Consider the following 13,345-nt stretch of genomic DNA (forward strand, 5'->3'; position numbering starts at 1 on the left):
GGTTTATGATTTTTAATAGAAATTTAACTCAAGTTTTAAGCCAAAAAGATTTTTTTAATCTAAGCTATATCGCCATAGATTTATTTATGTTTTGTACCTCATTTACTGCGTTTTTTTCACTTAAATTTTCAAAAAGAAGACTATCTATATTTTTATGCTTGATAGCACTTATTGTAATAAGCACTTATGATGTTTTTACCACTACAATGGATTTTTGGATAGATGAAATATCCTTTTTTGGATACGACATTTTATTTAAGAGTTCATTTTTTATGTTGTTTGTTGCTACGCTTCATTTAAGAGAGGGCGAGGCAAATCTAAAATTTAGGGCACTTAGAAACGATTTTGATAAAATTTTAATACAAAAGCTATTTGTTTTTGCCGTATTTTTGACGATCATGATCTTGTACTCTTGGAAGATAAATTTGACATGGTTATTTTCTATTTTAGTTACTTTGCTTGCATACGGGGCATTATCTTATATATTTTCTAACGTTAGAAAGATGGATATTTTAATTAAACGTGAAATACATATCAAAAAAGTGTTAAATAATCAGATAGAAAATAAAGTAAAAGAGCTTGAAGAGACAAATAGGCACCTACAAAGGATCAGTAAATACGATTATCTAACAAATGCTCTAAATCGCCAGTATTTTATCGCAAGGCTTGAAGAGATGATAAAGTCAAAGGCACTTGGCGAAAAGATAGATATTTATAGTATTGACATAAACCATTTTAAAGCGATAAATGACTCGTATGGGCACTATATCGGTGATGATGTAATAGCAAAGTTTGCTTCAAACATTGAGTCAATATTGCCACCAAACGATTCCTTATTTGCAAGATCTGGCGGCGATGACTTTATCGTTGTTGTCAAGCAAAACGAAAATGTACATTGCAGAGAATTTTTACATTATCTACTAAAAGCTATTTCAGAGCCAATCGTTATAGATGATTATAAAATTGTACTTGATGCGAAAATAGGGATTAGCTCGACACAAACTAGTGAAATTTTGGCTGATGATTTTATCATGCAATCAGAAGCAGCACTAGAAGCAGCAAAAAAAGATGCATCTGAAAAGTATGTTTTTTATAGTGATATAAAAAGCATTATTCAGGATAGAAACTACATAGAAATATTGCTAAATAGCATAAGCTTTGATGAAGAATTTGAGCTAAAATTTCAGCCCCAATATCTAATAGAAGGTAAAAAAATAGTAGGAGCAGAGGCTCTTGTTAGGTGGAACTCTCCTATAAAAGGTCCGGTAGATCAATCAAAATTTATCCCAATAGCCGAACAAAGCTCTATTATCAATGCGATAGGAAAATGGGTAGCAAAAAATGCTATAAAACAAATGGCCTTTTGGAATGAAAAATATAATACAAACCTAAAAATAGGCATAAATATCTCGCCAAAACAGATTGATAATATAAATTTTGCATCTAAATTTTTAAGCTATATAGATAGATACGGCATCGATCCATCTTGTGTAGATGTTGAGATCACTGAGGCTAGCCTCGTTAATGCCGAAGAGATGATGCAAAGTGCGTTATCTGAGCTTTCAAATAGAGGAATTTGCATCTCCATAGATGATTTTGGTACCGGTTTTTCATCAATGAATTACATCAAAAAATATCCTATGAGTCGCCTAAAGATCGCTAAAGAGCTGATAGATAATATTGCTAAAAATGATATAGATAAAGACGTGGTAAAAAGCGTTATAGCTTTGGCTAAAAATGTGGAGCTAAAGACTATTGCTGAGGGCGTCGAAGATGAAACCCAGCTTGAAATTTTAAGAGAGCTTGGATGCGATGAGGTGCAAGGGTATCTTTGGGGCAAGCCAATGAGTGCAGAGGATTTTGAAAAGCTTATAATAAGCGCTATTTAAGCACGCTCTTTGCGCTAAAATTTTCAAATTTCAAAATATCTTTATGGCAAAGTTTGGCCAGCTCATTTATCATTTTTGAGCTAGCTTCATCTTTTGGGATTATTAGATGTATTTTTTCTTCTAAAAAAATGATAAAGATATTTTTTAACTCATAAATTTCACTAACTTCATTTAGGTCAAATTTTTCATTTTCTTTGGGTTCGTTTTCATAGTAAGCCAGAAATTTCTCATTTACTTCAAAATTCATTTGCTTTTGAACATCTGAAATTTCAATTCTCTTTAATGCAGCTATACGACTTCTTTTTAAAAAAATAGGATAAAAAATGATCCAAAATATAGCAAAAACAGCTCCGATAATAGTAAAAATTTTACTTTTTAATAGCATATCAGCAACAAAACCAGCTATGATGGCTTCAGTAAATATCATAAAAGTGTTTATAAAATACTGCTTTCTTGCCGCCTTTGAGAAAAATAAGATAAAAGATTTATAATCTATTAAATTTTGTCCATTTATGACGATATTGCATTTCATAAGATACCTTTGTGAATTTTAAAGTTTTTGGGAAATTATAACCAAAAGCAAAGTCAATTTTTGTATAATTTGGACTATTTCTTAGGAGAGGGACACTATTTTTTTAATATCAAAATCATCTATAACTGGCATGCGAAAATGGATCTTAGTTGCAGTTGTAGCGCTATTCGTATTTGCACTATTAGCATCTTTACTAGACTATAATCTAATTGGAAAAATATCTATTTTGCTTAGTTTCTTTATGATAACTTTTGGTATTTATACTTCAATGGATAAAGTAAAAACCAAAATAACGCATTGGCTTGCAATATGTTTTGGTGTTTTTTTATGGTCTATTTGTGATGCATTAATGGTATTAAATCAAGATGTACTATTGCGGGCTCATAGTTCTTACGCGTATCTTGATGTATTTTTTATGTTGCCGATGATATCTATTTTAACTGGCGTTAGTATATTTTTGTATTCAAAATTTGCAGCCAGTCAAGAAAAACTAGCCATCATTATGGATAGCATAAGTGTCTTTTTTTTAATAGTAATTTTAATATATGGTATTTTTGATGAAGTAGATATCTCATCGATGATAAATAATAGATCAAATATCGTTTTTCTCTCTATCGTAGCTATAAATTTTCTTATACTTTTTATCAATTTAAGTGAGATTTTTACAAGCAGTTTGCTTCATATAAAAATTAGTGGCTTTTACCTTATATCAGCTAGCATTTTATTTACGATGCTAAATTTATTTATTTTCTATAGTCAGATCTCAAATGTAAATTTTGGCCATAAAATAGATTTTTTATATATCGTTCCTTTCTTTTTTTTGATGATAGGAGCTTTTCATTTAAAAGCTAAAAATGAATATGTTACAAATACCGATAAAGATATCTCAATAGGATCAAAATGGCTACCAATAATAATAGTTTTGCCTTTGCTGTTACAGGAAGATCTAACATCTTTTAGTGCACTTATCTCACTATTTATCTTGGTTGTAAATGCTATTGTTAATTACTACGTTAAAAGCTCTATTGCAAGTAGAAAAATATTAGATTATGAGAGAAATCTTCATAGAGAGATGGAAAAGTCGATGCATGAGCGAACCAATGAACTTATGCTCGCAAATTTAAGACTTCAAGATATGTCCGAGAAAGACTATCTAACAGACCTTGGCAATAGAAATTTTATAGTAAATGAGCTTGAAAGAATGTGCAAAAGCATCTTTGAAGATGAGGAAATCGCAGTTTATTATATAAATTTAAGCCGTTTTAAAAGCATAAATACATCTTACGGGCATGAAATAGGCGATAGAATTTTAAAGCTAGTTGCAAAAAGGATACTTGAAGTTTGCAATAGACAAGAGGCCATAGCAAGGATTAGTGCGGACGAATTTATCGTACTAGCAAAAATGGAGATAAATAGTCATACAAAACGCTTAAATCTTGGAATTGCCTTAAAAGATGCTATTGAAAAGCCAATTCAAATAGATAGATATCACTTTGGGCTTAAGTGCATAATAGGCATAGATGTAGCAACAAAAGATAGCACGGCAAATCCAAGAAATATTATAAAAAACGCAGATATGGCAATGTATTACGCCAAGAAAAATCCAGCTTTAAATCCTATGGTTTATAGCGATAAAATTAGCAATGAAATGCACCTAAGCTCAAGTATCGAGATCGCGCTTAAAAAAGCTAATTTGCAAGAAGACCTTCATGTATATTTTCAACCAATATTTGATCTAAAAATCGAAAAAATGATCTGCGCGGAGGTTTTTTTATATTGTAAATCAGAAAAATTTGGCTTGATGGAAGCAAGCAAATTTATGAAAGAGGTCAATGTAAATAGTGATATTTTAAACGATATTTGCTCGCTTTTGGTTTCAAAGACCATAGAGTATGTAGATAGATGGCAAAAAGAAAAACTCTTGATACCAAAAATAAGCATAAATGTTGCGCAGATTCAAAATAAATCAGAAAAATTTGTTTTAGATTTTATTTCTAGCTTGTGCTCGCATCATATAAATCCAGAGCTTTTTGAAATAGAATTTGGCGAAGAAATATGGACAAATAATTCTAAAACGCTTGATAAAATTTTTTCTATTCTTAAAGAAAATAATATAGATGTTTGTATAGATAATTTTGGCTCTGGATATACTTCATTTATTTATATTAGAAAATACGGTGTTAAGCGTATAAAAATAGCAAGTGAATTTGTTGCTCAAGCATCAAATAGCAAAATAGACGCACAAATCGTATCTGCAATTATCGATTTAGCAAAGGCAATGAAGATAAAAGTTGGCGCAAAAGGCGTAGAAAAAGAAGAAGATATTCGTTTCTTAAAAGAGCTTGATTGTAATGAAGTGCAAGGACTTTTCTTATCTCGTCCTATGAGTGCAGAAGAATTTGAAGACCTTGTAAGACAAGATCCTCAAATGATAGCTAAAGTTTAAATTTCAGCCTTTATCTCTTCGTTTGATTTTACGACCATACCTGAACCATGGATTACGCTTGGAACACAACTGGTGCAAATATCAACTTCTTCGCCATTTTTATGAGCGTGGATAAAAACTGCATTTGTATCATCACTGCTTTTTAGTCCGCAAACATTGCAAACCACTAGATCTTTTTCTCTCATTTTTTCTCCTTTGAAATTTTTGCCTATTTTAGCTCCTAAATTTTATACATAAAATGATTTAAGTCAAGCTTGCCTCGTGGCATTTAATAATTTTTTGTTATAATCCTTTAAAATTTTAAAAGGCCTAAAATGAATGAAAGAACGATTATTTTAGAGATGTTAAAGATGCAGCAAAGCCTAAATGATGAGACAAATGGGCTTGGCTGGGAAAATGGTTATACTAATAAAAATAAACTAATCAGCTGGAGGCGCTGCATATATATGGAGTGCGCTGAGCTGATTGATAGCTTTGCTTGGAAACACTGGAAGAGCATCGATGCTAAGACTGATGAGCAAAATTTACGCATAGAAGTTGTTGATATCTGGCACTTTATTATGAGCCTAGCTTTGCAAATTTATAAATCAAAACAGCTTGGAGATATAGAAACTTTAGCCGATGATATTTGCCAATCAAGCGGATTTAGTGAGTTTTGCAAAGAGCCACTAAAGATCGAAGACGAGAGCATTTATGAGATAATGAATGATGTTGAGATGCTTATACATGAGTGCAGCGGGTTTGACTACGATATATTTGATATTTTAAAAATTTACTTCTCTATGTCTTTAAAATGCGGCGTAAATTTATACTCACTTTATGAGTGCTATATCGCTAAAAACGTGCTAAATCGCTTCCGTCAAAATAATGGCTACAAAGAAGGCAGCTATAAGAAAAATTGGAACGGACGCGAAGATAATGAAGTGATGAGTGAAATTTTGTCAAATGGCGTTAGTAAGATAGGTGAAATTTACGCAGCACTTGAGCATGAATATAAAAAGGTGAAATGATAAACCTTCTTCGCCTTGGTTTTAAAGACTTTTTTACAGCCAAATTTATAGCGCTATCCATCTTGCCACTTTGCCTTAGCATCATCTGCCTAGCTTGGCTTAGCATCTGGGGCGGCGGTGAGATATTTGATGTTTTAAGTGAAGGAGCAAGAAGTGGCAATTACTCTTTTATTGATACAAACTCAACGCTCTCTTCATATGCTATTAGAATTTTAAGCTTTAGCGCCACAAAATGGATAGTTAGTATACTTTTTTATATTCTGAGCACCTTTTTAACGATCATTGTTAGCATCGTGATTGCTCTAATTGTAGCTGGCTTTTTAACTCCAGTTGTTACTAAAGAGATAAACAAAAGACACTACAACTACGTGCTTAAAAGCGAGGTTAGCACGGCTAGAGTGCTAAAGGTGATGATGGTTGAGATCATAAAATTTCTTGGGATCTTGCTCGTTTGCCTGCCACTTTTATTTGTACCAGTATTAAATTTTTTCATCATAAATGTGCCGTTTTTTTATATCTATTACAAACTTTTACTGATAGACGTTGGCTCAAACACTCTTGATAGCGATAAATTTGAGCTAGCACTGCTTGAAGGTGGCGGGGTTAAATTTATAGTTTTTACACTTTTATTTTATCTCATCTCGCTTGTGCCGCTTGTGGGACTATTTTTTCAGCTTTATTTCGTGATAGTCTTGTCACACCTCTTTTTCGAGAAAGAAGCACTTATAAAAATTTAGAGCCAAAAGGCCCTAAATTTACGCATAGTAAGATACTTTGTTGCTCTCATCAAGCAATGTGTCAAATAGCCTTTTTGTGGCATTTAGTAGATTTTTGTTTGCATCATTTTTAGCTAGAAGCTCGTCAAACATCTTTAGCATATTGTCATTTATGAAATTTTTGTGATTTAGATCTTTTGCGTCAGGCAACATCTGCTTGATCTTGTTTGAAAGATCACTTATGCTTTGGCTACTACCAGCGATCTTGTCGCCCTCTTTGACATTTTTCATAAACTCATCAACTTGTGGGCGAATTTGCTTCATCGCCTCTTCGATCTCTTTCATGTCTTGCTCGTCTATGCCGTTGCCTTTATAGGCAAACTCGTAGCCGTATTCGTGCATGAGAGTAAGACTTCTTTGGCTTGAAGTGCCATTTTTCTGGCTTGAAAACTCCAAACTTTTGTTGTCATACATCGAAAAGCTTATCTCATCGCCTGAGCTAGTTTTCATCGAAAAGCTCATGTTGTTGTAGCTTCCTTGAGAGTAAAAATTTGTTTGCATTTTTAAATCCTTTTGAGGCTACATCGGCAAATTTTTAATTTCATAAAGCAAAATTTTGTAAAATGCGTCAAAAAAGGACGGGCGATGTGTTGTTTTGGGACTAGGATCTTTTTGCTTATGCTTATCACTGTTTTAAGCTTCGTTTTTGCTAGAATTTGCCCAGTTTTACCAGTCGTTGGCTATTATTTGATACTTGCAAATTTGCTTGCCATTTTAATGTTTTCACTGTTTTTTAAAGGGCTTTTGCCAAGCTTCGTAAAGGTAAATGCGATCCACTATTTTTCGCTTATTGGTGGCTTTTTTGGAGCATTTTTAACAATTCTTGTTTTTAAAAAAGTTGCAAAAGATAAATTTACTCTAATAGAGCTTATTATTTTTACGCTTTGGGTACTAATAATCGCCATAGTTATCTTTAAATTTCAAGTCATTCTTGACATTTTTAGGGGAATTTAGATGGATGAGAGGATAGTAAAATTTCTAAAAAAGATGCATCTCGCAAGTGTCTGTGCCATTGATGATGAGGGTCAGCCTTATGCTTTTAGCGCATTTTATGCCTTTGATGATGTAAATTTTAGCCTTTTGCTAGCTAGCTCAGATGATAGCTCGCATGTTAAATTTTTAAAAAATTCAAAGTTTGTAGCTGGCACAGTCGCTCTTGATACAAAAATCGTTGGCAAGATAGAGGGCGTACAGTTTCAAGGAGTGATGAGAGAGGCTAACGCAAGCGAGCGAGAAATTTACTTTAAAAGATTTTTTTACGCAAAGGTGATGGATCCAAAAATTTGGTCTATAAGCCTTGAAAAACTAAAATTTACAAGTAATGTTCTTGGTTTTGGCAAAAAGATAAGGTGGGAAAGAAACGATAAAATTTAGACGTTAAGCTTATATAAGCTACAATCATTGAAAAATTAAAAAATAAGGAGAATTTATGAAATTTAGCGGGAAAAATGTGCTAATAACAGGTGCCAGCAGAGGTATCGGTGCACAGATTGCAAAAACGCTTGCAAATATGGGCTTAAAAGTGTGGATAAACTACCGCTCAAAGCCTGAGATAGCAGACGCTTTGCAAGCTGAGATCGAGCAAAATGGCGGCAAGGCTGCAGTGATAAAATTTGACGCAACTGACGAAGATGAGTTTATAAAAGGTATAAATTTGATAGTTGATAGCGATGGCGAGCTAAGCTACCTCGTAAATAACGCTGGTATCACAAATGATAAGCTAGCGCTTCGCATGAAAACTAGCGAATTTACAGATGTGATAAATACAAATTTAACTTCAGCTTTCATCGGATGTAGAGAGGCTTTAAAAGTGATGAGCAAAAAGCGCTTTGGAGCGGTCGTAAACGTCGCATCTATCGTTGGTGAGATGGGAAACGCTGGACAGGTAAATTATTCAGCTAGCAAGGGCGGACTGATTGCTATGAGTAAGAGTTTTGCAAAAGAGGGCGCAAGTAGGAATATCCGCTTTAACAGCGTAACTCCAGGCTTTATCGAGACTGATATGACACATGGGCTAAGTGATGAGGTGAAGAAAACTTATAGCGATAACATTCCGCTAAAACGTTTTGGCAGTGCTAGTGAAGTAGCTGAGGCTGTTGCATTTTTACTAAGCGATCACGCAAGCTACGTAACTGGAGAGACGCTAAAAATAAATGGCGGACTTTATATGTAGGTAAATTTCAGACAAGTTTTGAAATTTAAAATAAATAAAAGCGTAAATATTATAAGATAACAGACATTTTTTATAAGGAGACCTTAAAATGGCAGTATTTGAAGACGTAAGAGACGTAGTTGTAGAGCAACTAAGCGTAGATCCACAAGCAGTAAAATTAGAGTCTAAAATCATCGAAGATTTAGGTGCTGATTCACTTGACGTTGTAGAGCTAGTTATGGCTTTAGAAGAAAAATTTGAAGTAGAAATTCCTGATAGTGAAGCAGAGAAATTAATAAGCATTCAAGACGTTGTAAATTATATAGAAAAACTAGGTAAATAATTAAAATTTACACAGTTTGATTTAAGGAGATGTATTGAAACGAGTCGTTGTAACTGGTATAGGCATGATAAACGCACTTGGCCTTGACAAAGAGAGTTCTTTTAAGGCTATTTGCGAGGGTAAAACAGGTGTGAAAGAGATCACAAGCTTTGATGTAAGTGACTTTCCTGTTAAAATTGCTGCCGAGATAACTGATTTTGATCCGAATAGCATTTTAGACGGCAAAGAGGTGAAAAAAGTAGATCGTTTCATACAGCTTGGCATAAAAGCATCTAATGAAGCTATGGCTGATGCGAATTTTAAAGAGTTTGATGCTCATAAATTTGGCGTTAGCTCGGCAGCTGGCATAGGTGGTTTGCCAAATATTGAAAAAAATTCAATTACATACTTTGAAAAAGGTGTAAAGAGAATCTCACCATTTTTTATTCCATCGGCACTTGTAAATATGTTAGGTGGCATAGTTTCTATAAATCACGGACTTAAGGGTCCAAATTTGTCTAGCGTAACAGCATGTGCAGCAAGTACTCATGCAATATCTCAAGCAGCAAAATGCATTATGATTGGCCAAGCTACAAATATGCTAGTTATTGGAGCTGAGTCTACGATTTGTGGTGTTGGAATAGGCGGTTTTGCTGCCATGAAAGCACTATCAACTAGAAATGATGAGCCAAGCAAGGCTTCAAGGCCATTTGACGCAAATCGTGATGGTTTTGTAATGGGCGAAGGTGCTGGCGCATTAGTACTTGAAGAGTATGAGTCAGCTGTTGCAAGAGGAGCTAAAATTTATGCTGAAGTGGTTGGATTTGGTGAGAGTGGAGATGCACACCATATCACATCACCAACACTTGAAGGCCCATTAAGTGCGATGAAACAAGCACTTGATATGGCAAAAGGTGTAAAGATAGATTATGTAAATGCGCACGGTACTTCAACACCTGTAAATGATAAGAATGAGACTGCGGCACTAAAAGCAGTTTTTGGTGATAAGTGCCCACCAGTTAGCTCAACAAAAGGTCAAACCGGACACTGTCTAGGTGGTGCTGGTGCGATCGAGGCTGTTATATCTATAATGGCAATGAGAGATGGTATTATCCCTCCAACAATAAACTACCAAACTCCTGATCCAGAGTGCGATCTAGACTACGTTCCAAATAAAGCTAGAAAAGCTGATATAAAAGCTGTTATGAGCAACTCATTTGGCTTTGGTGGCACAAATGGCGTCGTGATATTTAAAAAGTTGGATTAAGATGTCAAATTATTTAGATTTTGAAAAAAGCATAAAACAAATTGATGAAGATATAGCAAATGCTAAGATCAGAGGCGATGAACATGCTGTTGAAATTTTAAATAAGAATTTATCCAAAGAGATATCAAAAGTATATAAAAATTTAAACGAATATCAACGTTTGCAACTTGCTCGTCATCCAGATAGACCATATTCTATTGATTATATTAATGCGCTTTTGATTGATGGATATGAGATTCATGGGGATAGAGCATTTCGAGATGATCCAGCAATAGTTTGCTACATCGGCTATATCGGAGGCAAAAAGACTATTGTTATAGGCGAGCAAAAGGGCCGTGGCACTAAAAATAAATTAAGAAGAAATTTTGGTATGCCTCACCCTGAGGGTTATCGAAAGGCTCTTAGAGTTGCAAAAATGGCTGAAAAATTTAATCTACCCATTTTATTTCTCATAGACACTCCAGGCGCATATCCAGGTGTTGGAGCTGAAGAGCGAGGACAAAGTGAAGCTATAGCTAGAAATTTATTCGAGTTTGCAAATTTAAAAACTCCAATAATTGCTGTTGTCATAGGCGAAGGTGGAAGTGGTGGCGCTTTAGCTATAGGCGTGGCTGATAGACTTGCCATGATGAAAAATTCTGTGTTTTCAGTTATATCACCAGAAGGCTGTGCAGCGATACTTTGGAATGACCCAGCTAAGCAAGAGCAAGCTACAAAATCTATGAAGATAACGGCTGATGACTTAAAAAATTTATCACTTATAGATGACGTGATAAACGAGCCGATAAATGGAGCTCATAGAGACAAAGAAGGTGCTGCAAAAGCACTTGCAAATTATTTTATCTCAGAGCTAGCTGAGCTTGAAAAGCTTGATATAAATGATCTTGTTTCAAAAAGAATAGAAAAAATTCTCTCTATCGGAGCATTTGAAGAATAAATTTATAGTCACAACAATTTTATAAGAATACTTATCAAATTTGTTTGTGGCATCATCTACCAAAATACTAAAACAATTTAAAAATCAATATAAATTTAATCGCTTTAACAGCCATAATTTTTACACTAGCTTTTATATCTTTAAGATTTAAACACTAAAATTGTTAATGTCAAATCTACATAAAGAGTATTAATGAATAAATTTCAAGAAAAATATATCACTCTTTCAAAAGAATATTATAAAAATAATGGCAATGCTTCTAGTATTGAGGCACTCTATCAGTTTAAAGAAGAGTTGAAAAATTGTGATGACATTTGCGCAAAGTATGTTTTAGTCGATGTTTATCAGCTTTTATCTATGAGAAAGAGTGCTTACGACTTACTTTTAAAAATACATGACAAAAGTGATAAAAGGTAGCTAAAGGCACTTGGCTATCTAGTGCAATTCATTGACGAAAATGATAAATGGGCGCTGCCTCGCCCAAAAAGTAGAGGTCAAATTTTGGCTCAAGAAGATAAAGCCTCCACACTACCAAAATTTATCTACCATCCTAACCCTTTAAAAACTGGCGCATTTAAAGATGATATTAGTATCTTGTGTGAGTGTTGCGGCAAAGACACTGAAGTTTATTATAACGGTAGCATTTATTGCGAGCAAGATATTTCGTATCTTTGTCCTACTTGTATTTCTAGTGGTAAGGCTGCTAAGAAATTTGATGCTACATTTGTGCAAGATGCTGACAAATTAACTACAAGTGATGCTAAAAAGGATGACGAACTCTTTAGAAGAACCCCGGGCTACGAGAGCTGGCAGGGCGAGCATTGGATAGTTTGTTGTGATGATTATTGCGAATTTTTAGGTGACGTTGGTACAAGAGAGCTTGAAGAAATGGGTATAGCAGACGAGGTCTTTGAGGACTATGCAAAAAGAGCCGAATATGACGATAAAATGCTACGCGAACATCTTGTTAAAGCTGGCGATATTGCCGGATATTTGTTTCGTTGTTTGCATTGTAAGAAGTATCATATATACGTTGATGCTTGTTAAAGAGGAAAATATGGATATTACAAAAATTTCTAAAGGTTGTAAAGAACGTGGGCTGGATGAACTTTTTAAACTTTTGTCGCCACTAGCAAGAAATGCCATAAGGATAGATGTGCAAGCTAAAAATGACGATGATATCGCCGTTGGAGCGTCTAAATTTGGCGGCTCGCCAGATCTACCAGATGGTTTATTGTGGCCTTCAAATGAAAACGGCGCGCTTAGCTTTGTGGCACAGATAAATTTTGCTGAAGCTAGCAAATTTGACACTGACTCACTACTGCCAAAAAGCGGAATGCTCTATCTCTTTTATGATAGAAATTTGCGTGTTTGGGGCTATGATCCTGCCGATAAAAATGGCTTTGCAGTGATCTTTTCTGATGTAAATGATGAGTCGCTTTCTCGCAGGAGAGCGGAGAGTTTAGAGGGAGAAAATTCTACATTTAACGCGCGCTTGCTTAGCTTTGAAAATGAGATAAATTTGCCAAATTTACAAAGCTCGATTGTGCCATTTAGTAAAATTAGTGAAGCTGAGTGGGAAGCTTATCATGAGGTTATTGAGTCAAGCTGGCAGGCTAAAGAAAATAAGCTCCTTGGGCACTCCGATAATGTCCAAGATGGTATGGAGCTAGAGTGTGAGCTGATTGCAAATGGACTTAGCTGTGGTGATGGTAGCGCTTATCACCACCCAAGAATAGCGGAATTTGAGAAAAATGTTGCCCAGTGGCAACTGCTTTTACAGATAGATAGTGATGATGAGGGCGACATGGACTGGGACGGAGAGGGCAGAGTTTATCTGTGGATAAAGATAGCGGCGCGCGACTTTAGCAAGACGTGGCTAGTTTTGCAAACAAGTTAAGGCTACCGAATTTATAAAAGATAAAAATTAAAATTTATAGGGAAATTTTATACTAGGGTTACACAATAAATTTTTACTAACATTTTTAGTGCGATTATCAAAATTTCACTTCCA

General features: G+C 34.6%; 16 protein-coding genes. 13 read left to right on the plus strand and 3 right to left on the minus strand.

Annotated elements, in window-relative coordinates:
- Positions 1-5: 5 nt before the first annotated feature.
- On the plus strand, positions 6-1,889 hold the full coding sequence (locus tag F3H00_RS05770) for a putative bifunctional diguanylate cyclase/phosphodiesterase (RefSeq protein WP_223155242.1): 1,884 nt from the start codon (positions 6-8) through the stop codon (positions 1,887-1,889).
- Here F3H00_RS05770 and F3H00_RS05775 read toward each other — a convergent pair.
- On the minus strand, positions 1,882-2,421 hold the full coding sequence (locus F3H00_RS05775) for a hypothetical protein (RefSeq protein ID WP_148799078.1): 540 nt from the start codon (positions 2,419-2,421) through the stop codon (positions 1,882-1,884). The two genes, F3H00_RS05770 and F3H00_RS05775, sit on opposite strands and share 8 nt — an antisense overlap.
- 241 nt (positions 2,422-2,662) lie before the next feature.
- On the opposite strand from F3H00_RS05775, the gene F3H00_RS05780 reads away from it, so the two are divergent.
- Positions 2,663-4,867, plus strand: coding sequence for an EAL domain-containing protein (locus F3H00_RS05780; protein WP_223155243.1), 2,205 nt, complete (start codon positions 2,663-2,665; stop codon positions 4,865-4,867).
- Here F3H00_RS05780 and F3H00_RS05785 read toward each other — a convergent pair.
- Entirely contained in the window at positions 4,864-5,052 is a 189-nt protein-coding gene (locus F3H00_RS05785) for a hypothetical protein (RefSeq protein ID WP_021091806.1), read from the minus strand. The two genes, F3H00_RS05780 and F3H00_RS05785, sit on opposite strands and share 4 nt — an antisense overlap.
- A gap of 129 nt (positions 5,053-5,181) precedes the next feature.
- On the opposite strand from F3H00_RS05785, the gene dut reads away from it, so the two are divergent.
- Positions 5,182-5,877: a dUTPase gene (gene dut / locus F3H00_RS05790; RefSeq protein ID WP_084041937.1), complete on the plus strand. Its 696-nt coding sequence runs from the start codon at positions 5,182-5,184 to the stop codon at positions 5,875-5,877.
- On the plus strand, positions 5,874-6,614 hold the full coding sequence (locus F3H00_RS05795; protein ID WP_148799081.1) for an EI24 domain-containing protein: 741 nt from the start codon (positions 5,874-5,876) through the stop codon (positions 6,612-6,614). The genes dut and F3H00_RS05795 overlap by 4 nt, the downstream gene beginning before the upstream one ends.
- A gap of 18 nt (positions 6,615-6,632) precedes the next feature.
- On the opposite strand, the gene F3H00_RS05800 is transcribed toward F3H00_RS05795, so the two are convergent.
- Positions 6,633-7,154, minus strand: a complete 522-nt coding sequence (locus F3H00_RS05800) for an ATP/GTP-binding protein (protein ID WP_148799083.1) — start codon at positions 7,152-7,154, stop codon at positions 6,633-6,635.
- Between the two features lie 84 nt (positions 7,155-7,238).
- On the opposite strand from F3H00_RS05800, the gene F3H00_RS05805 reads away from it, so the two are divergent.
- The 9 genes from F3H00_RS05805 to F3H00_RS05840 all read left to right on the plus strand — a co-directional run bounded on the left by F3H00_RS05805 (position 7,239) and on the right by F3H00_RS05840 (position 13,231).
- Entirely contained in the window at positions 7,239-7,607 is a 369-nt protein-coding gene (locus F3H00_RS05805) for an L-arabinose ABC transporter (protein ID WP_223154383.1), read from the plus strand.
- Complete coding sequence (locus F3H00_RS05810; RefSeq protein ID WP_148799084.1) at positions 7,608-8,027, plus strand: pyridoxamine 5'-phosphate oxidase family protein; 420 nt, start codon at positions 7,608-7,610, stop codon at positions 8,025-8,027.
- Positions 8,028-8,082: 55 nt separating this feature from the next.
- Positions 8,083-8,826 carry a 3-oxoacyl-ACP reductase FabG gene (gene fabG / locus F3H00_RS05815; RefSeq protein WP_148799085.1) on the plus strand — a complete coding sequence of 248 codons (744 nt, stop codon included), beginning with the start codon at positions 8,083-8,085 and terminating at the stop codon, positions 8,824-8,826.
- A gap of 88 nt (positions 8,827-8,914) precedes the next feature.
- Positions 8,915-9,148: an acyl carrier protein gene (gene acpP / locus F3H00_RS05820; protein WP_021091725.1), complete on the plus strand. Its 234-nt coding sequence runs from the start codon at positions 8,915-8,917 to the stop codon at positions 9,146-9,148.
- Between the two features lie 34 nt (positions 9,149-9,182).
- Positions 9,183-10,394 (plus strand): beta-ketoacyl-ACP synthase II, encoded by a 1,212-nt coding sequence (locus F3H00_RS05825; protein ID WP_148799087.1) that lies wholly within the window; start codon positions 9,183-9,185, stop codon positions 10,392-10,394.
- A 1-nt stretch (position 10,395) separates the two neighbouring features.
- The gene (gene accA, locus F3H00_RS05830) at positions 10,396-11,331 is read left to right on the plus strand and encodes an acetyl-CoA carboxylase carboxyl transferase subunit alpha (protein WP_148799090.1); all 936 of its coding nucleotides are present in this window, start codon (positions 10,396-10,398) and stop codon (positions 11,329-11,331) included.
- Positions 11,332-11,523: 192 nt separating this feature from the next.
- Positions 11,524-11,748, plus strand: a complete 225-nt coding sequence (locus F3H00_RS10530) for a hypothetical protein (protein ID WP_223155244.1) — start codon at positions 11,524-11,526, stop codon at positions 11,746-11,748.
- Positions 11,749-11,769: 21 nt separating this feature from the next.
- Complete coding sequence (locus F3H00_RS05835) at positions 11,770-12,378, plus strand: CbrC family protein (RefSeq protein ID WP_223155245.1); 609 nt, start codon at positions 11,770-11,772, stop codon at positions 12,376-12,378.
- A 10-nt stretch (positions 12,379-12,388) separates the two neighbouring features.
- A complete protein-coding gene (locus F3H00_RS05840) occupies positions 12,389-13,231 on the plus strand; it encodes a YwqG family protein (protein ID WP_149703767.1) in 843 nt (280 codons plus the stop codon).
- The last annotated feature ends 114 nt before the right edge of the window (positions 13,232-13,345 follow it).

It is taken from the genome of Campylobacter concisus (assembly GCF_902460845.1).
GTDB lineage: Bacteria > Campylobacterota > Campylobacteria > Campylobacterales > Campylobacteraceae > Campylobacter_A > Campylobacter_A concisus_X.